Annotated in this window: 19 protein-coding genes; 14 read left to right on the forward strand and 5 right to left on the reverse strand. The window is 73.3% G+C overall.

All coding sequences use genetic code 11. The annotated features are described in order from the left end of the window. Positions 1–67: 67 nt before the first annotated feature. A complete protein-coding gene (locus tag ABD236_RS05310; protein ID WP_344070651.1) occupies positions 68–373 on the reverse strand; it encodes a MazG nucleotide pyrophosphohydrolase domain-containing protein in 306 nt (101 codons plus the stop codon). 141 nt (positions 374–514) lie between these two features. On the opposite strand from ABD236_RS05310, the gene ABD236_RS05315 reads away from it, so the two are divergent. The 7 genes from ABD236_RS05315 (at position 515) to ABD236_RS05345 (ending at position 6719) form a co-directional block, all read left to right on the forward strand. Beyond that, complete coding sequence (locus tag ABD236_RS05315; RefSeq protein WP_344070652.1) at positions 515–1306, forward strand: MgtC/SapB family protein; 792 nt, start codon at positions 515–517, stop codon at positions 1304–1306. Positions 1307–1487: 181 nt separating this feature from the next. Next, complete coding sequence (locus ABD236_RS05320) at positions 1488–2867, forward strand: ATP-binding protein (RefSeq protein ID WP_344070654.1); 1380 nt, start codon at positions 1488–1490, stop codon at positions 2865–2867. After that, positions 2864–3286: a roadblock/LC7 domain-containing protein gene (locus ABD236_RS05325; protein ID WP_344070656.1), complete on the forward strand. Its 423-nt coding sequence runs from the start codon at positions 2864–2866 to the stop codon at positions 3284–3286. Before ABD236_RS05320 ends, ABD236_RS05325 begins: the two co-directional genes overlap by 4 nt. After that, positions 3283–3642: a DUF742 domain-containing protein gene (locus ABD236_RS05330; protein WP_344070658.1), complete on the forward strand. Its 360-nt coding sequence runs from the start codon at positions 3283–3285 to the stop codon at positions 3640–3642. Before ABD236_RS05325 ends, ABD236_RS05330 begins: the two co-directional genes overlap by 4 nt. Continuing rightward, positions 3617–4249: a GTP-binding protein gene (locus ABD236_RS05335; protein ID WP_344070660.1), complete on the forward strand. Its 633-nt coding sequence runs from the start codon at positions 3617–3619 to the stop codon at positions 4247–4249. Before ABD236_RS05330 ends, ABD236_RS05335 begins: the two co-directional genes overlap by 26 nt. Next, positions 4246–5493: a cytochrome P450 family protein gene (locus ABD236_RS05340; RefSeq protein WP_344070662.1), complete on the forward strand. Its 1248-nt coding sequence runs from the start codon at positions 4246–4248 to the stop codon at positions 5491–5493. Before ABD236_RS05335 ends, ABD236_RS05340 begins: the two co-directional genes overlap by 4 nt. Next, complete coding sequence (locus tag ABD236_RS05345; RefSeq protein WP_344070664.1) at positions 5490–6719, forward strand: cytochrome P450 family protein; 1230 nt, start codon at positions 5490–5492, stop codon at positions 6717–6719. Before ABD236_RS05340 ends, ABD236_RS05345 begins: the two co-directional genes overlap by 4 nt. An 81-nt stretch (positions 6720–6800) precedes the next feature. Here the strand turns inward: ABD236_RS05345 and ABD236_RS05350 are convergent, their stop codons facing one another. Beyond that, entirely contained in the window at positions 6801–7310 is a 510-nt protein-coding gene (locus tag ABD236_RS05350) for an Asp23/Gls24 family envelope stress response protein (RefSeq protein ID WP_344070666.1), read from the reverse strand. Between the two features lie 286 nt (positions 7311–7596). Here ABD236_RS05350 and ABD236_RS05355 point away from each other — a divergent pair, with 286 nt between their 5' ends. The 4 genes from ABD236_RS05355 (at position 7597) to ABD236_RS05370 (ending at position 13426) form a co-directional block, all read left to right on the forward strand. Beyond that, positions 7597–9147, forward strand: a complete 1551-nt coding sequence (locus tag ABD236_RS05355; protein WP_344070668.1) for an FG-GAP-like repeat-containing protein — start codon at positions 7597–7599, stop codon at positions 9145–9147. Positions 9148–9371: 224 nt separating this feature from the next. Further along, on the forward strand, positions 9372–10550 hold the full coding sequence (locus ABD236_RS05360) for a glycoside hydrolase family 64 protein (RefSeq protein ID WP_425543826.1): 1179 nt from the start codon (positions 9372–9374) through the stop codon (positions 10548–10550). Positions 10551–10688: 138 nt separating this feature from the next. Further along, a complete protein-coding gene (locus ABD236_RS05365; RefSeq protein WP_344070672.1) occupies positions 10689–11738 on the forward strand; it encodes a glutathione S-transferase family protein in 1050 nt (349 codons plus the stop codon). Between the two features lie 164 nt (positions 11739–11902). Next, complete coding sequence (locus ABD236_RS05370) at positions 11903–13426, forward strand: beta-ketoacyl-[acyl-carrier-protein] synthase family protein (RefSeq protein WP_344070674.1); 1524 nt, start codon at positions 11903–11905, stop codon at positions 13424–13426. Positions 13427–13473: 47 nt separating this feature from the next. Here ABD236_RS05370 and ABD236_RS05375 read toward each other — a convergent pair whose 3' ends face one another. From ABD236_RS05375 to ABD236_RS05385, 3 genes are all read right to left on the reverse strand, one after another. Continuing rightward, positions 13474–15783: a glycosyl hydrolase family 18 protein gene (locus ABD236_RS05375; RefSeq protein ID WP_344070676.1), complete on the reverse strand. Its 2310-nt coding sequence runs from the start codon at positions 15781–15783 to the stop codon at positions 13474–13476. 156 nt (positions 15784–15939) lie between these two features. Continuing rightward, a complete protein-coding gene (locus ABD236_RS05380) occupies positions 15940–16818 on the reverse strand; it encodes an alpha/beta fold hydrolase (RefSeq protein WP_344070679.1) in 879 nt (292 codons plus the stop codon). Then, positions 16811–17404 (reverse strand): TetR/AcrR family transcriptional regulator, encoded by a 594-nt coding sequence (locus ABD236_RS05385; protein ID WP_344070681.1) that lies wholly within the window; start codon positions 17402–17404, stop codon positions 16811–16813. Before ABD236_RS05385 ends, ABD236_RS05380 begins: the two co-directional genes overlap by 8 nt. A gap of 145 nt (positions 17405–17549) precedes the next feature. On the opposite strand from ABD236_RS05385, the gene ABD236_RS05390 reads away from it, so the two are divergent. The 3 genes from ABD236_RS05390 to ABD236_RS05400 are packed head-to-tail and all read left to right on the forward strand — an operon-like array spanning position 17550 to position 20858. Continuing rightward, on the forward strand, positions 17550–17906 hold the full coding sequence (locus ABD236_RS05390) for a hypothetical protein (RefSeq protein WP_344070684.1): 357 nt from the start codon (positions 17550–17552) through the stop codon (positions 17904–17906). Positions 17907–17940: 34 nt separating this feature from the next. Continuing rightward, positions 17941–19674 carry a sodium/solute symporter gene (locus ABD236_RS05395; protein WP_344070686.1) on the forward strand — a complete coding sequence of 578 codons (1734 nt, stop codon included), beginning with the start codon at positions 17941–17943 and terminating at the stop codon, positions 19672–19674. Then, complete coding sequence (locus ABD236_RS05400) at positions 19671–20858, forward strand: sensor histidine kinase (RefSeq protein ID WP_344070688.1); 1188 nt, start codon at positions 19671–19673, stop codon at positions 20856–20858. The genes ABD236_RS05395 and ABD236_RS05400 overlap by 4 nt, the downstream gene beginning before the upstream one ends. Positions 20859–20870 lie beyond the last annotated feature (12 nt).

A 20870-nucleotide genomic window follows, 5' to 3' on the forward strand; every position in this document is an offset into this window, starting at 1 on the left:
CTGTCTGCCGCAGGGGAACCGCCGACCGGTGTGCCGGTCATGCGGTTCCCCTGCGGCGCTTCGGGCCTCAGCCCTCCCTGACCCGCACCAGAACCCCCCGCTCGTCGCGCACATACGCGCGGCGCCGGTTCTTCTCCAGCTTGCGGGCGACCTCGTCGTCCAGGTCCACGCCGTTCATCTCGGCCAGCGCCACCAGATAGAGCAGGACGTCGGCCAGCTCCTCGCCGAAGTCCGGGAGCCGTTTGCGCCAGGCCGTGAACGCCTCGCCCACCTCGGCGGTGAGCAGGCCGAACTCCAGGGGCACGTCCGTGACGTTGAACCCCTTCTCGATCTTGTTCGCCCAGGCCTGCTCCTGGGCGGTCCGGATCTCCAAGGCTCCTCCGTACCTGCGCTGCGACGGCGTCCGCCCAGCCTAGCCAGGGCCGAACGGGGCCCACCCGCCGATCAGGTTCAACACCGGGGCGCCGATGGCCGATAGGAGGGGGGAGATCCGGACGGCGAGGAGTACGGGACCATGCTCAACGAGTGGCACACGGCCGCCAACATCGGCGCGGGCCTCGGCTATGGCGGCATCATCGGCCTGGAGCGCCAGTGGCGGGCCCGGATGGCCGGGCTGCGGACGAACGCGCTGGTGGCGGCCGGATCCGCGCTCTTCGTGCTGCTCTCCACCTACGGCTTCGTGGACGCCACCAGCACCAGCGGCTACGACGGCTCGCGGGTGGCCGCGCAGATCGTCTCCGGCATCGGCTTCCTCGGCGCCGGCGTCATCATGCGCGACGGCCTGAGCGTACGTGGCCTGAACACGGCCGCCACCCTGTGGTGTTCGGCGGCGGTCGGCGCCCTCTCCGGGGCGGGCCTCTACGGGGTGGCCGCCCTCGGCACCGCCGGGGTGGTCGGCGCCAACCTGCTGCTGCGGCCGCTGGGGCGACGGCTGGACCGCGAGCCGCACGGCGGGGTCGAGGTCGGCACGGACTATCTGTTCGAGGTGGTGTGCACCGAGCCGGAGGAGGCGCATGTACGCATCCTCTCCGTCCAGGCCCTGACCCGGCCGGGGTTCCGGCTGCGCTCGGTGCACAGCCAGGACGCGGACGCGCCGGGCAAGGTGACGGTGGCCGCCGAGCTGACCACCGAGCGCCGCGACGACAGCCTCCTCGAAGAGGCGGTGAGCAGGCTGTCGTTGGAACCGGCCGTCTCGGCGGTGAGCTGGACGGTGCTGCACCACCCGGACGACAACGACGACGAGGAGTACGGCAACGGCTCCCGGCGCCGCCGCTACTGGGTCCGCAACTTCTTCAACAATCCCTAGAGCCCCACCCCTGGCGACACTCTGACGTTTCGTAAAGAATCGGACTCCCGCGTTCAGGTTCGAAAGGATCTTCGTGTAAAACAGTGCGGGACCGGTCAATGACAGTGTGTACTGGCCACGTTCGCCTTCCGGGGCGGTCGTCCACATGCCCTTCTCCCGATCTCCCCCGAAGGCCCATCAGATGATTGAGATACCGGACCTGGCCGCCGGAGGCCTGGCGGCCGGGACCCTGTCCGCGTTCGTGCTCGGGGGCGGGCTGCTGCGCTCCCGGCGCCGGGTGGCCCGGCAGCAGGAGGAGATCGCCGAGCTGCGCTCCCAGGGGGAGGGCGCCCGCGCCGAGGTGACCCGGCTCTCCCGGGCGTACGCCGCCGAGGTCGCCCATCTCGCCCAGCGCCGCGTCCCGGCCGAGGCGACCCGGGCCGCGCATCCGCACGTGCAGGTGCCCGGCCCCCTCCACCCGGACCTGGCGGGCACCGAGCTCGGCGCGGGCCTCGACGGCGTCCTCGAAGGGGTCGCCACCGCCGTGGCCCAGGAGCGCAAGCGCGTCGACGCCGCCGCCCGCGCGGGCATGCGCGGCGCCACCCGGGAGATCCAGGCCGGTCTCTACCGCCTCCAGGACCAGCTGCGCGGCCTCCAGCAGCGCTACGACGACCCGGAGCTGGCCCAGACGCTCTTCGCCCTCGACCACGAGAACGAGCAGTCGCTGCGGCGCGCCCAGGTCACCGCCGTGGTCTGCGGCGCCTGGGTGGGCCTGGCCCGCGAGGAGTCGCACCTGGTGGACGCGGTCACCGGCGGCCAGTCCCGACTGGTGGGCTACCACCGGGTGCGGGTCCACAACCACCTGGAGACCGGCACCGCGCTCGTCTCGCACGCGGTCGAGCCCGTCGCGATCATCGTGGCCGAGCTGCTCGACAACGCGCTGCGCCACTCCGCCCCGGACACCGAGGTCGTGGTGAACCTGGAGCGCGCCCACCACGGCGTCTCGGTCACCATCGACGACGCCGGGGTCGGTATGAGCCCCGACGAACGGTCCTACGCCCAGCGGATGGTGGCCGGCACCGAGCCGATCCTGCTCTCCGAGCTCGGCGACCCGCCCCGGATGGGTCTGGCCGCGATCGGCCAGCTCACCCGGCAGTTCGACCTCTCGGTGGACCTGTCCTCGCCCTCGCCGTACGGCGGGGTGCGCGCGGTGCTGCTGGTCAAGAACCATCTGCTGAGCCGGATCGACCCGGCCCACCGGCCGCCCGCCGCGGCCGCGCCGCGCTCCACCCGGACGGCCGAGACGCAGCCCGTCGCCGAGTACGCCCTGGAGCCCGCGGCGCCCCAGCCCCAGCCCCTGCCCGCCGCCGTGCACGCCACCGGCGCGATCGCCCACGAGCCCGCCCCCGACGGCGACGCGCTGCCCCAGCGGCGCCGCCGCGCCCGGGCCGCGCTGCCCGCCGAGACGGCCGCGGCGCCCGCCCGTACCCCCGAGGAGTCGGCCGCCGCACTCGGCGCCCTCCAGTCCGGCACCGCCGCGGCCCGCTCCGCCGCGTCCACCGAAGGGAACGAACCGCGATGAACAGCGGCACTACCGGCGAGACGGCGTGGGTGCTCGACGCGATCCTGGAGATCCCGCACGTCCAGGCCGCCGTCCTGCTCACCCGGGACGGCCTCGTCTCCGGCTACACCAAGGCGCTGTCCCAGGCGTCCGCCGAGCGCACCGCCGCCATCATGAGCACCGTGCAGGGCGCCTGCCGCACCGCCGCGGCCGCCTTCGCGGACCAGGAGGACGCCCGGATCCGCCAGGTCGTCATCGAGTCGGACCACGGCTACATCCTGGTCGCGCCGACCGCCCACGGCACCTGTGTGGCCGCCTACGGCGACCCGGACGTCCGGCTCGACCTGCTCGCCCACCGCGTCCACTCCCAGGTGGCCCGGCTCGGCGAGAAGACCATGGCGGCCGCCCCGCGCGGAGCCGACGGCGCCACCCACGCATGACGGGCCGCCGCGGCGGCCGCCCGCTGGTCCCCGCCTATCTGTCCACCGGCGGAGTCGCGCGGCCCAGCCGCAACAGCCTGGAGCGGCTCTCCGTGCTGACCGGCGGGGGCGGGCCGGAGCCCGCCGGACTGCCCGCCGCCCAGCACGCCCTGCTCGATGTGCTGGACGGCGGCTCGCTCACCGTCGTCGAGACGGCGGCGCTGCTCGAACTGCCGGTCTCCGCCGTCCGGGTGCTCGCCGCCGACCTGGTCGACCAGGGCCTGGTGAGCGCCCGCCCGCCGATCCCCGTCGCCGCCCTGCCCGCCCCCGATCTGTTGAAGAGAGTGGCCGATGGCCTCCGCGCCCTCAAGCAGTAGCCCCGGCTCCACCGGCGCCGCCGGGGCCCGTGGGATCCATCTGCCCGACACCGCCCGCGAGCTGGTGAAGATCCTCGTCGCGGGCCCGTTCGGGGTGGGCAAGACCACCCTGATCGACTCGGTCTCCGAGATCCGCCCGCTGCACACCGAGGAGCACCTGAGCGAGGCCTCGGTCGCGGTCGACGACCTCGCCGGGGTCCGGGACAAGACCACCACCACGGTCGCCATCGACTTCGGGCGGATCAGCCTGGGCGGGGGAGTGGTGCTCTACCTCTTCGGCACCCCCGGACAGGAACGTTTCCGCTCGCTGTGGGCGGACATCGCCTACGGGGCGCTCGGCGCGCTCGTCCTGGTGGACACCCGGCGCATCGACGACTCCTTCGACGTGCTGGGCCTGGTGGAGGAGACCGGACTGCCGTACGCGGTCGCGCTCAACACCTTCCCGGACTCCCGCCCGTACACCGAGGAGCAGCTGCGCCGCTCGCTCGACCTGGAGCCCGACACCCCGATGGTGACGTGCGACGCCCGCGACACCAACTCCTCCATCGACGCGCTGCTCGCGCTCGTCCAGCACCTGATCGCCCGCAACCGCCCGGAGACCCGGTGAACGCCCACCCCGCCTACCCCGCCCCCGCAGCCGCCTTCTCGCTCTCCGCGCCGGTGCGGCTGTGGGAGGACGGCTTCGCCGCCGACCCGCACGCCTACTACGCGGCGCTGCGCGCCCAGGGCCCGGTCGGCTGGGCCGAACTCGCCCCGGGCGTGCCCGCGTACGTCGTCACCGACCGGCGGGCGGCCCTCGACCTGCTGCACGACAGCGACACCTGGTCGCACGACCCGAGGCCCTGGGAGGCCACGGTCGCCGCCGACTCGCCGATCCTCGGCATGATGCGCTGGCGCCCCAACGCCCTGTTCGCGGACGGCGACGCCCACGTCCGCTACCGGCGCACCCTGCTGGACGCCTTCGACCTGGTCGAGCCGCACGACCTGCGCGAGCGGGTGCACCGGGCGGTGGACATCCTGGTGGGCCGGTTCGGCCCGGCCGGAAGCGCCGACCTGGTCACCGAGTTCGCCCGGCCGCTGATGGCGCTGGTCTTCAACAACCTCTTCGGCCTGCCCGACAGCGAGAGCGGCCGCCTCAACGACGCGCTCGGCCAGATGATGGAGGGCGGCGAGCGGGCGGCCCAGGGCGAGATGGAGTACGGCCGCTATGTGCTCGAACTGATCGCCGCCAAGAGCGAGCGGCGCGGCGACGACCTCACCAGCCGGCTCCTCGACCACCCGGCGGGCCTCACCCCCGAGGAGGTCACCTGGCAGGTGTTCCTCACCCTCGGCGCGGGCCACGAGCCCACCGCCAACCTCGTCTCCAACGCGCTCTCGCGCATCCTCGGCAACCCCGCCTACTACTCGACCCTCACCAGCGGCTCGCGCCCGGTCACGGACGCGGTGGCCGAGGTGCTGCGGTACGAGACGCCGCTCTCCAACTACGGCATTCACTTCGCCCGCCAGTCGCTGAGCTTCCACGGCGTATGGATCCAGGCCGCGGTGCCGGTGGTCGTCTCCTACGGCGCCATCGGCCACTTCGCCGAGCACGCGTACGCCGGGGGGCACCACCCGCACGACGCCTCGCACCTGTCCTGGTCGGCCGGCAACCACGGCTGCCCGGTCAAGCAGCACACCCTGCTGATCGCCACCGAGGCCATCGAGCGGCTCACCCAGTGGCTGCCCGACCTCGACCCCACCACCGAGCGCGGGCGTCTGACCTGGCGCCCCGGCCCGTTCCACCGTTCGCTCACGTCGCTGCCCGTCCGCTTCACCCCGCGCACCCCCGACCAGCCAGGAGAACGAGCATGACCCCGTCCACGCGAGTGCCCCTCGACCCGTTCGGCGCCGACATCCCCGCCGAGAGCGCCAGGCTGCGCGCGCTCGGCACGGTGGTGCCCGTCGAGCTGCCAGGAGGCATCCCCGCCTGGGCGCCCACCCGTTACGACACCCTCAAGTCCCTGATCCTCGACCCCCGGGTCAGCAAGGACCCCCGCCAGCACTGGGGTCTGTGGTCCGAGCTGGGCGAGCACCCCGACTGGGGCTGGATCCTGGGCTGGGTCGGCGTGATCAACATGCTCTCCACCTACGGGCCCGACCACACCCGGCTGCGCAAGCTGGTCGCCCCCAGCTTCACCGCCCGGCGCACCGAGGCGATGCGCGCCCGGGTGGAGGCGATCACCGCGGAGCTGCTCGACTCGCTGGCCGAGGCGGCCGCCTCGGGTGAGCCTGTCGACCTCAAGGCGGCCTACGCCCACCCGCTGCCGATGCGGCTGATCTGCGAACTCTTCGGCGTCCCGGGCTACTTGGTGAAGGACATGGCCCAGCTGATCGCGGCCATCATGGACACCTCCGACCCCAGCCCCGAGCACGCCGAGTTCGTCCAGAAGCAGATCGCCTATGTGCTGCCCTCGCTCATCGCGTTCAAGAGCGAGGTGCCCGGCGACGACATGACCACCGAGCTGATCAAGGTACGGGACGAGGACGGCGACCGGCTCAGCAACGACGAGCTCGTCTACACGCTGCTGCTCGTCATCGGCGCCGGTTTCGAGACGACCGTCAACCTCATCGGCAACGCCGTCGTCGACCTGCTCGGCCACCCCGAGCAGCTCGCCGCCGTCCGCGCCGGCGAGATCAGCTGGGACAACGTCATCGACGAGGTGCTGCGTGTGCACCCGTCCATCGCCACCCTGCCGCTGCGGTTCGCCGTCAGCGACATCGAGGTCGACGGGGTCACCATCCCGGCGGGCGACGCCATCGTCACCACCTATGCGGCGGCCGGCCACGACCCGGCCCATTACGGCGAGGACGCCGGGTCCTTCGACGCCACCCGCGCCGCCGACGACCACCTGGCCTTCGGCATCGGCGTGCACCGCTGCATCGGCGCGCCGCTGGCCCGGATGGAGGCGCTCACCGCGCTGCCCGCCCTCTTCGAGCGCTTCCCGGACCTGCGCCTGGCCGCGCCGACGGACGAGCTGAGCCAGGTGCCGTCGTTCATCGCCTTCGGCTACCAGGAGATCCCGGTCCGGCTGGGCTGAGCCGACGCGCCTTCGCGGTGGGGGCCGCCGGATCGGCTCGGCGGCCCCCACCGAATGAGCCGGATTTCCCGGCGGCTCCCGCTACTGCACCCGGACCTCGGAGCCCTCGGAGGCGCCGTCGTCCGGCAGGTGGACGTCGTCGACGGAGATGTTGACCTCCACGACCTCCAGGCCGGTCATCCGCTCCACGGCCGCGATCACGTTCTCGCGCACCTCGGCCGCGACCGCCGTGATGCTCACGCCGTACTCCACCACCACGTCCAGGTCGATGGCGGTCTGCCGCTCGCCGACCTCGACCTTCACGCCCCGGCTGACGGAGGCGCCCCGCGCCCTCGGCACCCGGTCGCGCATGGCGCCGATGGTCCGGGCGAACCCGCCGCCCAGCGCGTGGATGCCCGGCACCTCGCGCGCGGCGAGCCCGGCGATCTTCTCCACCACGCCGCCGGCGATCGTCGTACGGCCGCGCGTCGCGGGTGGCTGACCCGCACCGCTGCGCGCGGTCTGCAGGGTGGTGCCCGAAGTGCCGCTGCGGTATTCGTCGGTGTCGGGGCTCTCGGGCTTCTCCACGGCCGGGCTGATCGGCTCCGTCATCCGAAGCCACCTCCTCGGGGGTCGGTGTCGGTGCGCGGGGTCCGCGCGTTCTCGTCCTGCGAGTACCGTGCGCGCGGCTCGTCATGCGGGCAAGGGGGCGTGTCCCGCCCCTCGTTTCTTTGTCCAGCGCGCGTCAACACGGACGCCGTTCGCTGCTCCGGCCGGGTTCTCCTGCTGTAAAGGAACGCGCGAGACGGTGGTCGGGGGTGATCCCATGACTGCCGTGGCAACTGATGCACCGTCAAGGCAAGGCGCCACCGGCGCCTTTTCCGGCTGGAGGAAGATCATGAGACGTATCCGGTCGACCCGCTGTCTCCTCGCCCTCGCGGGCGCGCTGTGTCTGGCGACGCTGCCCGCGAGCCCCTCGGCCGCCGACCACCGAGGCACCCCGGTGCTCCGGGTGATGCCGCTGGGCGACTCGATCACCTGGGGCGGCGGAAGCCCCACCCTCTCCTCGTACCGGCGCCCGCTGTCCCAGATCATGCGGCTGGAAAGCCGTTACACCGTACGGTTCGTGGGCTCCAAGGCCTCCGGCAGCTTCGCGGACTTCTCCAACGAGGGCCACAGCGGCTATGTCATCGACCAGCTGACCGCGGGCATCGACGGCTGGATGGCCGGGGCCCGGCCCGACGTCGTGCTGCTGCACATCGGGATCAACGACATCGCCCGGGGCATCGACCTGCCGCACGCCCCCGACCGCCTGGCCGCCCTCGTCGACCGGATCTACGCGGACAAGCCGGACGTCAGCGTGCTCGTGATGGGGCTCATCCCGACCACCAGCGGCCTGGAGGAGCCCGCGGAGGCGTTCAACGTACGGGCCAGGGAGCTGGAGGAGACCGAGACGGAGGCCGGGCACAAGTTCCGTTACGTGGAGCCGCCCGCGCTCACCCAGGCCGAGTTCGTCGACCAGCTGCACCCCAACGACGCCGGGTTCCGGCGGATGGCGTGGTCCTTCTTCAAGCCCCTCGACGCGGTGTGGCGCGAGGGCTGGGAGTCCGGCGGGCCCGCGCTCGGCGCCGGCACCGAGGCGGGCGGCGCCAACGCGGTGCGCTGGGCGGACCTCGACGGCGACCGCCGCATGGACCAGTTCACCCTCGACGGCCACGGCGGTGTCTCGGTCCGGGTGAACCGGGGCGGCGCCGGACACGGCGGCTGGCAGCCGACCGGCCGGATCCTCGGCGGGCTGCCCGCCGACCCGGCCCGGGTGCGGTTCGCGGACTTCGACGGCGACGGCCGCGCGGACTGCCTCACCCTGGACACCGGCGGCGCGGTCTCGGTCCGCCTCTACCGGGGCGGCGACGACCACGGCGGCTGGCAGCTGCTGGGCCATGTCACCGAGGGCACCACGGCGGACGCGGGCCAGGTGGTGTTCACGGACTTCGACGGCGACGGCAGGACCGACTACGTCACCCTCGGCTCCACCGGAGAGGTACGGGTCCGCCTCAACCGGGGCGGCGACGGCCGGGGCGGCTGGACGGACTGGGGCCGGGTCGCCACCGGAGTGACCGCCGAGGCGAGCCGGGTGCGCTTCGCCGACCTCGACGACGACGGCCGCCCGGACTACAGCGTGGTGGCGGCGGACGGCTCGGTCCGCAGCTTCCTCAACCGGGGCGGCGACACCCGGGGCGGCTGGGTCGACCTCGGCACCACCACCACCGGCCTCACCGACGAGGCGGACCGGGTGTCCCTGGCCGACTTCAGCGGCGACGGCAACGCCGACTACATCCTCGCCGGGCCCACGGCCGCGGCGGCCTCGGTGCGCGCCTGGGCGGGCGGCGACGGCCACGGCGGCTGGGTCGACCGGGGCCGGGTGATCTCGGTGGCGCCGAGGCCGTGACGCCGGGGGAGAGGGCGGGGCGCTGTCGACACCAAGTGAACACCCCGGCCCCGCCAACTCCTCTGATCCATCAAGGCAATTGACGCACGCTCATTGACACTCTCTGGTCCGGACCACGATTCTGAGAGCGCTCTCACGAGGTGGAAGAGTCGGTTCCCCTCGCGGCGCCCCCCCATGAACCGCCGAGTCCGATGAGGAGTTGGAGCGTGTCCCTCCAAGGAAAGCTGCTGGCACCCCTGGTCACCGCGTTACTCGTGGCCACCGGGTTCACCGCCACCGGCGCGGCCACCCCCGCCACCGCCGCCGTGCCCTCGACCGTCCCGCTCACCGTGACCAACAACTCCGGTCGCGGTGGGCCGGTCTATCTCTACAACCTCGGAACGCTGCTCTCGACCGGCCAGCAGGGCTGGGCCGACGCCGGCGGCACCTTCCACCCCTGGCCGGCCGGGGGCAATCCGCCCACCCCGGCGCCCGACGCCGCCATCCCGGGACCGGCGAGCGGGCAGTCCACGACCATCCGGATACCCAAGTTCTCCGGACGCGTCTACTTCTCGTACGGCCAGAAGCTCGTCTTCAAGCTCACCACGGGCGGGCTGGTGCAGCCCGCGGTGCAGAATCCCAGCGACCCGAACCGGAACATCCTCTTCAACTGGTCCGAGTACACCCTCAACGACGCCGGACTGTGGATCAACAGCACCCAGGTCGACATGGTCTCGGCCCCGTACGCGGTCGGGGTGAAAGCGGGCGACGGCAGCGTCAGGTCGACCGGACATCTCAAGCCCGGCGGCTACAGCGGCTTCTTCGGCGCGCTCAGGGGCACGCCCGGCGGCTGGGCGAACCTCGTCCAGACCGGCCCCGACGGCTCGCCGCTGCGCGCGCTCGCCCCCGGCCACGGCATCGAGTCCGGAGCGCTCCCGAGGACCGTGCTGGACGACTACATCAACCGGGTGTGGCAGAAGTACAGCACCTCCACGCTGTCGGTGACGCCGTTCGCGGACCAGCCGGGCACCAAGTACTACGGCCGGGTCTCGGGCTCCACCATGGACTTCACCAACAGCGCCGGCGCGGTCGTCACCCGCTTCCAGAAACCGGACTCCGACAGCGTCTTCGGCTGCTACAAACTGCTGGACGCCCCGAACGACCTGGTGCGCGGCCCCATCTCCCGTACGCTCTGCGCCGGCTACAACCGCTCCACGCTGCTGGTCAACCCCAACCAGCCGGACACCGGTTCCGCCGCGTTCTACCAGGACGCGGTGACCAACCAGTACGCCCGTGAGCTGCACGCCCGGATGGCCGACGGCAAGGCGTACGCCTTCGCCTTCGACGACGTGGGCCACCACGAGTCGCTGGTGAACGACGGCAATCCGCAGCAGGCGTATCTGACCCTCGACCCGTTCAGCTAGGACCGGGGCCGCCCCCACCGACGGGGGACGGGGTTCGACCGGGCGGCTCATCCCGGGGGAGATCTCCCGACGCGGGGGAAGGCTCGCAGTCAGTGCACGAGTACGCCAGTACGCGAGTCCAGCGGGAAGGAGACGGGGATGAGCCGCCCCGAGGAGAGCGACACGGCGGGCCTGGAGGGCAGCGGCGGCAACGCCGGGTACGGGAGCAGGCCGTTCAAGCGCTCGCGCAGCCACTTCGTCGACCGCATCACCCGGGACGGGCGGGACGGCTGGCCCGTCGAGTACGGCCGCTACCGGCTGGTCGTCAGCCGGGCCTGCCCCTGGGCGAGCCGCGCGCTGGTCTCCCGGCGCCTGCTCGGCCTCGACGACGCCCTCTCGCTCGCGGTCGCCGACCCGATCCAGGACGACCGCAGCTGGCGCTTCACCCTCCAGGCGGACGGCCGGGACCCGGTGCTCGGCATCCGCTACCTCGCCGAGGCGTACGAGGCGCGGGAGCCCGGCTACTCCGGTGGCGTCAGCGTCCCGGCGATCGTGGACGTGCCCAGCGGCGAGCTGGTCACCAACGACTTCCAGCAGATCACCCTCGACCTCGCCACCGAGTGGCGCGAGCTCCACCGGGCCGGGGCGCCCGACCTCTACCCCGAGGGGCTGCGCGAGGAGATCGACGAGGTCATGGACGGGGTCTACCGCGACCTCAACAACGGCGTCTACCGGGCGGGCTTCGCCACCGGGCAGCGCGAGTACGAGGACGCCTACCGCGAGGTGTTCCGCCGGCTCGACCTGCTCTCCGGGCGCCTCGCGGACCGCCGCTACCTGGTCGGGGACACCATCACCGAGGCGGACATCCGGCTGTTCACCACGCTGGTGCGCTTCGACGCCGTCTACCACGGGCACTTCAAGTGCAACCGGAACAAACTGGCCGAGGACCCGGTGCTCTGGGCCTACGCCCGGGACCTCTTCCAGACCCCGGGCTTCGGCGACACCGTCGACTTCGACCACATCAAGCGGCACTACCACCTGGTCCATTCCGGCATCAACCCGACCGGCATCGTGCCCGCGGGCCCCGACCTCTCCGGCTGGCTGACACCCCACCACCGCGAGCAGCTGGGCGGCCGCCCGTTCGGGGACGGCACCCCGCCGGAGCCGGTGCGGCGCGGCGAGGCGATCCCGGAGGCGGGCCGGCCCTGAGAGCCTGTCTGTGAACCCCGCTCCGAGCCACCGCGCCCGGGCGCCGAGGTGCCGGGCCCGGGCGGGACGGGCAAGATGTTTCCAGGTCGCTTTATCGACTTCAGGGGGCTTGTGCGGCGCCCTGGGGTCGTTCACCCGTGCGAACCTGGAAGCGGCGAGCGGCGATGAGCGAAGAGTCGGTCATGGGCGGGGAGTGCTGGCTGTTGACCACCGGCGAACTCGTACCGGGCGACGTGGTCGCGACCGGCGTGGACCGCTGGCACGTCGTGGTGCGCACCGCCCCCGCCAGCGAGGCCCGGACCCGGCTCGTCCTGCGCCCGCTGGGCGGCGGCCCCGACCAGGAGCGCCTGCTCGACCGGCGCCGGCGCCAGGTGGTGCGGGTGGGCCGGGTCGACCCGCACGGCGTCGCACGGCCCGAGGGACCCGGGACCGGCGGACGGCGGGTCGTGGTGACCGGCCTGGGCGCGCTGACCCCGCTCGGCCCCGATGCGCCCGGGCTCTGGCAGGGGCTCCTCTCGGGGCGCTCCGCGGTCGGGCGGCTGGCGGGCGAGGAGTTCGACGCGCTGCCGGTGCGGCTCGCCGCCCGGGCCGCGGTGGACCCCGCCGAGCTGCTGCCCAGACCGATGGCGCGGCGGATGAACCGAGCCGCGCAGTTCGCCCTGCTCGCCGCCCGCGAGGCCTGGCGGGACGCGGGCCTCGACCTGGCGGGCGCCCGGCAGAGCGGGCTGCTGCCGGCCCGCGCCGGGGTGTCGATGGGGTCGATCATCGGGGGTGCGCCGGTGCTGGTGGAGGCCCAGCGGCGGCTGGCGGAGCGCGGCCCGCGCGCGGTCTCGCCGCACACCGCGCCGATGCTGGTGCCGTCCTCGGCCGCCGCCCAGATCTCCATCGACCTCGGCATCCTCGGTGAGGCGAGCACCCTGGTGTCGGCCTGCGCCTCCGGCACCGAGGCCATCGGGCGGGCCGTGGACCGTATCCGCGACGGCCATGTCGACCTGGTGGTGGCGGGCGGCACCGAAGCCGTGATCACCCCGGTGATCCTGGCCGCGTTCGCCGCCATGAGGGCCGTTTCCACCCGCAACGACGAACCGGCCGCCGCCTCCCGCCCCTTCGACAAGCGGCGGGACGGGTTCGTCCTCGGCGAGGGCGCGGGCGTCCTGGTCCTGGAGGCCGAGGAGCACGCCCGGGCCCGGGGCGCGCGCATCTACTGCGAGGCCGCCGGCTGGGGCCTGTCCGCCGACGCCTTCCACATGGCGGCCCCCGAACCGGGCGGACGCGGCATCGAGGCCGCGCTGCGGGCGGCCCTCGCGGACGCGGACGCCACGGCGGCGGACGTGGTCCACGTCAACGCCCACGCCACCGCCACCGTCGAGGGCGACCGGGCCGAGGCCAGGGCGCTCGGCCGGGTCCTGGGCGCCCACACCCCCGACGTCCCCGTCACCGCGAACAAGGGCGCGCTCGGCCACCTCCAGGGCGGCGCCGGCGGGGTGGAGGCCATCGCCACCGTCCTGGCGCTGCGCGACGGGCTCATCCCGCCCACCGCCGGGTGCGACGACGTCGAGGACGGGATCGCCCTCGACGTCGTGCGCGGCAGCCCGCGCTCCCTGCCGCTGGACGGCGACATCGCGCTCAGCGACTCGTTCGGCTTCGGCGGCCACAACGCGGTGCTGGCCTTCCGGAGCATCGGCTAGCACGCCGGACGTACGGGAGTGAGCCGCCGGAGACGTACGTAGGTGACTCAGCCGAGGCCTCCCGCCAGCGCGTTCATCAGGGTGCCACCGGCGGTGTCGCCCGACATCTCCCAGATCATGGCGCCCAGCAGCCCCTTCGACTTGAGATAGGCCGTCTTCCTGCCGATCGACCAGGTGTCGTCGAAGGTCCACCACTGCCCGTCGGCGCCGGTGTAGCCGTAGGTGGAGACCGACTGCTCGTCGTGGTACACGGTCAGCCCCGGCACTCCGGAGAGCATGTTGCTGTAGCCGCGCACCCCCGCCTCCTCAGGGAACTGGCCCGGCGCGGCCCCCTTGGCCGCCTGCCACTCGCCGTGCGCCCCGCCGTCGGTGACGCTCTGCCAGCCGCGCCCGTAGAACGGGAAGCCGACGGTGAGCTTGCGCGGGTTGACCCCGGCGTCCAGATACGTCCGGACGGCCGCGTCCACGCTGAAGTGGGTGGGATACGGGTCCTGGGCGTCGGTGTAGAGGTTCGCCTGGTGGCCGGTGCGGTTGGGCTCCCAGGAGTTGTCGCTGCCGGCGCCGTGGAAGTCGTACCCCTGCACATTGGCGAAGTCCAGGGACGAGAAGATCGTGCTCAGGTCCCAGCCCTGCTGGATCTTCGCCGGGTCGGCGGGCGTGAACGCGGTGAGCAGCCGGTGCGGGCCGCCCAGCGCGTCGAGCTGCTTGCGGAACTCGGCGAGCAGCAGGGTGAGGTTGGCCTTGTCGGCGGTGGAGTAGTGGTTGCCCGCGTGGCCGTCGGGCGAGCCGGGCCACTCCCAGTCCAGGTCGATGCCGTCGAAGACCCCGGCGCCGGTGCCGGGGCCGCCCGCGCCGTTGTAGGCGGGCAGATTGCCCTTGATCCACACGTCGACGCAGGACGAGACGAACTTCTTGCGCGAGGCGTCGGTGGCGGCGGCGTCCGTGAAGAACTTCGAGTACGTCCAGCCGCCGAGCGAGACGACGACCTTCAGATTCGGGTACTTGGCCTTGAGCTTCTTGATCTGGTTGAAGTTGCCCTGGAGCTTGGCGTAGCCGTCGTCGGCGACGCCGTCGACCGACTGGGCGGCGGCGAACGGCCGGGCGTAGTCGGCGTCCGCGTCCCCGGCGCCGGTGCCCTGGTCGGGGTCCTGGGGGTTGCTGGTCGTGCCCTTGGTCACCCCGGCCAGGCACGTCAGGTTGACCGGGTCGATGTTCTCGAAGGCGTAGTTGACGACGTCCAGCTTGGCGGCCGAGCCCGAGGTGTCGAGGTTCTTCACGAAGTACTGGCGGCCGTAGATGCCCCACTGGGCGAAGTAGCCCACCTTCAGGTACTTGCCGTTGCCCGCCTGGTCGTCGGTGGTGACGGTCAGCGCGGCGGAGGCGGGTGAGGCGTTGTCGGCCGCGTCGCGCGCCTTCACGGTGAAGGTGTAGGCGGTCGCCGGAGTCAGCCCGGCGACCGTCGCCGAGAGAGTGGTGGCGGGGAGCGTCTGGACGAGCGCCCCGTCGCGGTAAACGTCGTACGCCGCCACGCCGACGTTGTCGCTCGACGCGTTCCATGCCAGGCTCACGCTCGTGGACGTCCGGCCGGTGGAGCGCAGCGCGGTGGGCGCGGTGGGCGGTGTGGGGTCGGAGGCCGGGTCGGTGGTCGTCACGGTGACCGCCGCGCTCTGCGGCCCGGGGTTGCCCCGGGTGTCCCTGGCCCGGACCGTGAAGCCGTAGGCGGTTGCCGGGGTGAGGCCGCCGACCGTGGCCGAGGTGGTGGTGGCGGTGGCCACGACCGTACCGCCGCTCAGCACGTCGTACGAGGCCACCGGGTAGTCGCCGCCGGTCGCGGCGGACCAGGCGAGCGAGACGCTGTGCGCGGTGACCGAGGTGGCCGTGGGGGTGCCGGGCGCGGACGGCGGTCGGTCCGGGGTGCCGTCGCACTTGTCGCCGTTGACCGTGCAGCCGCCGGGCGCGCCGATCGGACCGTTGGCGACGAACCAGTAACTGTACGGCTCGGTGGTCGAGTTGGCGGGGACGGTCGCGTTGTAGTACGCGTTCCTGACCGTCACATGGCGGCCGCTGACGGTGGCCTCGCCGTTGTAGTGGCCGCTGATGGAGACCCCGGCCGGGAGGTCGAACTCCAGGGTCCAGCCGGTGACGGGGGAGGAGGTGGTGTTGCGGATGACATACGTCCCCTTCCACCAGGAGCCGTTGTCCTGGCTGCTGAAGGAGGCGGTGAGCCCGCCCGCCGCGTGCGCCGGGGTGGCGCCGAGGCCGGTGAGCAGGGCGACGGGGAGCAGCAGGGCGCCGAGCAGTGCGAGGAGTCTTCGGTGCGGGGTCGGGCCCGGTAAGGGCGAAGGCGACGAGGACATGCGTTCCTCCCTGCGATGCCGTGGGGGATGGTGCCGTGGGGGATGGGACAGGGCGGATCGCTGGGCAACGTAGAAGGTCTGGACCAATCGGTCAACCGTTTGGTCCAGACCTTTTTCGCGAGCCCGGTTCCGTACGCTGCCGCGCGCCCCCGGCCGCTACATCGTCTTGCCGCGCTGCCGCGCCGCCTCCTCGGCCACGGCCGAGGTCAGTGTCCGCCGCAGCACCCCGGCGAACCGCACCGGATGCGTGCTCAGGCCGACGTGGCCGCCCGGGAACTCGACCAGCCCGGTGCCCAGCCGCTCGGCCAGCACCGCCGCCGGGCGGGCGAGCAGCAGCTCCCGGGAGGCGCGCCCGCAGGCCAGGACCAGCTGCCCGGGGTGCCCCGCCAGCGCGTCGAGGTCCGGCATATGGCCGCTGAACTGCCGCAGTTCGCGCTCCAGGAACTGCGGCATGTTCTCCCGCATCCGCCGCAACCGCTCGGCGTCGGCCGCCGGGTCGCCCGCCCCGGCGGACCCTTCCCGTACGTCGTCGGGCTCGTCCGCGCTCTCCTGGCCCGCCACGGCGCCGAGCGCGGCCATCGCCGCCTCCAGGCCGTCGCGGCCGAACGCCTCGGCCACGCCCGCGAAGGCCGCCCGCCAGTGGTCCGCGTCGGGCAGCAGTCCCAGCGCCGGCGGCTCGTGGGCCACCGCCAGGCGCACCCGCTCCGGGTGCCGCGCCAGCAGGTCGAGCGCGATGATCGCGCCCGAGCTGCTGCCGAAGACGTACGCCGGCTCCGTCGGCGAGACCTCGGCGAGCAGTCGGTGCATGTCGTCGCTGTGCACCTCCACGCGCTGGTCGCGGCCCCGCTCGCCGGCGGCGCTGCGGGACTTGCCGCGCGGGTCGACGGCGACCACGGTGAACCGGTCGGCCAGGTCCGCGCCCACCCGGTCGAAGGAGGCGGCGTCCCCGCCCCCGCCCGGGATCATCAGCAGCACGGGGCCCGTGCCGCGTATCTCGTAGTACAGCCCCGCGCCGGGTACGGGCAGTTCAGGCATGGTTCGCTTCCTCCGTGGACGAGGTGGGCCAGTGGGTGAGGGCGAGGTGCAGGGCCGCCACGGCCCGCCGCCAGGAGGCGTCCACATCGCGTACGTGGTGGAAGCCGCCCTGGGCCTCGATGCTCAGATAGCCGTGGAAGGTGCTGCGCAGCAGCCGTACCGCGTCGGTCAGGTCCGGCTCGTCCAGGCCGTAGCCGCGCAGCATCCCGTAGGTGATCTCGACGGTCCGCCGCATCGCGGGCGCGTCGGCGACGAGATCCAGGTCGACCCGGATCTGGGTCGACGCGTAACGGCCCGGGTGGGCCCGTGCGTAGGCCCGGTAGGCGTCGGCGTACGCCATCAGGGCGTCCCGGCCCGAGCGGCCCGCGACCGCGACGGCGATCTCGTCGATCAGCTCGCCGCCGGCCAGCAGCGCCACCCGCATGCGCAGCTCCCGCACGTTCTTGACGTGCGAGTACAAGCTCGCGTCCTTCACGCCGAAGTGCCGGGCCAGCGCCGACAGGGTGACGTTCTCGAACCCGCTCTCGTCCGCCAGGTCGGCGGCGGCCGCCGTGATCCGGTCCGCCGTGAGCCCCGCACGTGCCATGCGCCCCGTACCTCCGTCGTCGCTGCTCAGCACCTCGGAATCGCTGTTCCTAGGGCCTCTAGGTTAAAACCTAGGATACATAGGTACGCTGCTGTCGCGCCATCGCGGCTAGTCTCTGGCGACACAGCGCTTTGGGGAGGCAGCCGTGCCGCAGGAACCGACGGAACGCCGCGTCGTCGTCACCGGGGTGCCCCGGCGCACCCGGGGGCCCGGCGGCCACCGCCCCCGCACCGAGATCGACGAGCAGACCACCCTCGGCCACACCTATGTGCGCTCCCTGATGCGCAGCCAGCTGCTCGCCGGGCTCACCGTGCTCGCCGTGCTGGTGCTGCTCGTCGGGCCGCTGCCGCTGGTGTTCGCGGTGCGGCCGCAGAACCCCGGGCTCGTCTGGGGCGTGCTCGGCTTCGGCGTCTACCCGCCGCTGGTGCTGCTCGCCCGCTGGTACGTGAAGCGCGCCGAGCGCAACGAACAGGACTTCGCCCGCCTCGTCGAGGACCGCTGACCGCCCGCGCGGCGCCGCCGAGGAACGTGGAGACGTGAACCAGAACTACGCCGTACCGGCCGTGGCCCTCGTGGTGCTCGCCACGGTCCTCGTCGGCGCGCTCGGCCTGCGCATATCGCGGACCACCTCCGACTTCTACGTGGCCTCGCGCACGGTGGGCCCCCGGCTCAACGCGGCCGCCATCAGCGGCGAGTACCTCTCCGCCGCCTCCTTCCTCGGTATCGCGGGCCTCGTCCTCGTCCAGGGCCCCGACATGCTCTGGTACCCGGTGGGCTACACCGCGGGCTATCTCGTCCTGCTGGTGTTCGTCGCCGCCCCGCTGCGCCGCTCCGGCGCGTACACCCTGCCCGACTTCGCCGAGGCCCGGCTGGAATCCCGCTCGGTGCGGCGGCTCGCGGCCGCCCTGGTCGTCGGGGTGGGCTGGCTCTATCTGCTGCCGCAGCTCCAGGGCGCGGGCCTCACCCTCCACGTGCTCACCGGGGCGCCGCGCTGGTTCGGCGGGGTGCTGGTCGCCGTGGTCGTCGTCGCCACCGTCGCCGCGGGCGGCATGCGCAGCATCACCTTCGTGCAGGCCTTCCAGTACTGGCTGAAACTCACCGCGCTGACCGTGCCCGCGCTGTTCCTGGTGCTCGCCTGGCACACCGACGGCGCCCCGCGCGTCGCCTTCGACGAGCCGGCCGCCTTCCGCGAGCAGCGGTCCGTGCGCGTCGACGACACCCTCGACATCCGGCTCGCCGCCCCGCTCACCGTCACCGCCACCGGCACCGTCGACGGCACGCGCCGCCAGGACGAACGCCTCCTGCTGCCCACCGGCACCCACCGCGTCGAGCGCGGCACCCGCCTCGACTTCGCCCCCGGCGACCCGGTCCCCGGCAGCGACGCGGGCAGCGCCGGTATGTCCACCCCGCTCGCCCACGCCCGCCAGGAACGCCCGCTGTACGCCACCTACGGGCTGATCGTCGCCACCTTCCTCGGCACCATGGGCCTGCCGCACGTGGTGGTCCGCTTCTACACCAGCCCGCACGGCGTCGCCGCCCGCCGCACCACCGTCGTCGTCCTCGGCCTGATCGGCGCCTTCTATCTGCTGCCGCCCGTCTACGGCGCCCTGGGCAGGCTGTACGCGCCCGAACTCGCCCTCACCGGCCAGTCCGACGCGGCCGTGCTCGTCCTGCCGCACCTGGTCATCGGCGGGGTCGGCGGCAACCTGCTCGGCGCGCTGCTCGCGGGCGGCGCCTTCGCGGCGTTCCTGTCCACCGCGTCCGGGCTGACCCTGGCGGTCGCGGGCGTCCTCACCCAGGACGTGCTGCCCACCCGGGGCGTGCGCCACTTCCGCCTCGCCACCCTGCTCGCGGTCGCGGTGCCGCTGGCGGCCAGCGCCCTGGTGGGCGGGCTGCCGGTGGCCGACGCGGTGGGCCTGGCGTTCGCGGTCTCCGCCTCCTCCTTCTGCCCGCTCCTGGTGCTCGGCATCTGGTGGCGCGGGCTCACCCCGCCCGGCGCGGTCGCGGGCATGGTGGCGGGCGGCGGCTCGGCGCTGCTCGCGGTCACCGCCACCATGGCGGGCCTGCCCGGCGGCGGACCGCTCTTCGCGCTGCTCGCCTGGCCCGCCCTGTGGTCGGTGCCGCTCGGCTTCCTGACGATGATCCTGGTGTCCCTGGCGACGGCCGCCCGGATCCCGGCGGGCACGGCCGCGATACTGGCCCGCTTCCATCTGCCGGAAGCGCTGTACGCGGACAAGCGCCCCACGACGCCCCGTCAGGCGCAGCCGTGAACGGGTTCCTGGCCGGGATGTTCGCGGCCGCCCTCCCCCTGGTCGCGGCCGGCTTCTGGGCCGGGCGGCGCACCGCGCGCCCGCAGGGGCTCGGCGATCTGGGCACACCCGTCGAGCACGCCACCTTCCAGACCCTGCACACCGCGTCCGTGGCCGCGCCCCCGCTGCGCGCCGGGCTCACCCCCGACACCGCGCGCCGCGCCGCCCGGGGCCTGCGCACCCTCCTGGGCACCGACGCGCTGTGTCTGACCGACGGGTCCTCGGTGCTGACCTGGGACGGGGCCGGGGAACACCACAGCGCGGAGATCCTCCAGCGGCTCGGCCGCATCCGCGAGACCGGCCGGGGTGAGGCGTTCCGTATCCGCTGCGACGACGACGGCTGCGCCCTGCACTGGGCGGTGGTGGCCCCGCTCACCGTCGACGACCGGGTGCTCGGCGCCCTGGTCGCCTGTGCGCCGCGCGAGTCGGCGGTGCTGGCGCGGGCGGCCGGCGAGGTGGCCCGCTGGGTCTCCGTGCAGCTGGAGCTCGCCGACCTCGACCGGTCCCGCACCCGGCTGATCGAGGCCGAGATCAAGGCGCTGCGGGCGCAGATCTCCCCGCACTTCGTCTTCAACTCGCTGGCCGTGATCGCCTCGTTCGTCCGGACCGACCCGGACCGGGCCCGCGAACTGCTCCTGGAGTTCGCGGACTTCACCCGCTACTCGTTCCGCCGGCACGGCGACTTCACCACCCTGGCCGACGAACTGCACGCCATCGACCAGTATCTGGCGCTGGTCCGCGCCCGGTTCGGGGAGCGGCTGTCGGTGACCCTCCAGATAGCGCCCGAGGTGCTGCCGGTGGCGCTGCCGTTCCTGTGCCTCCAGCCGCTGGTGGAGAACGCCGTCAAGCACGGTCTGGAGGGCAAGGCCGACAAGAGCCACATCAGCATCACCGCGCAGGACGCCGGGTCCGAGGCGCTGGTGGTCATCGAGGACAACGGCGTCGGCATGGAGCCCGACCGGCTGCGCCGCATCCTCGCGGGCGAGGCCGGCCCGTCCACCGGCATCGGCCTGTCCAACGTGGACGACCGGCTGCGCCAGGTGTACGGGGACGGGTACGGCCTGGTGATCGAGACGGCGGTCGGCGCCGGAATGAAGATCACGGTCCGGCTCCCCAAGTACCAGCCGGGCGTCCACTCGCCCTAGGGAACCGGTGCT

It is taken from the genome of Streptomyces crystallinus, from assembly GCF_039521265.1.
Lineage (GTDB): Bacteria > Actinomycetota > Actinomycetes > Streptomycetales > Streptomycetaceae > Streptomyces > Streptomyces crystallinus.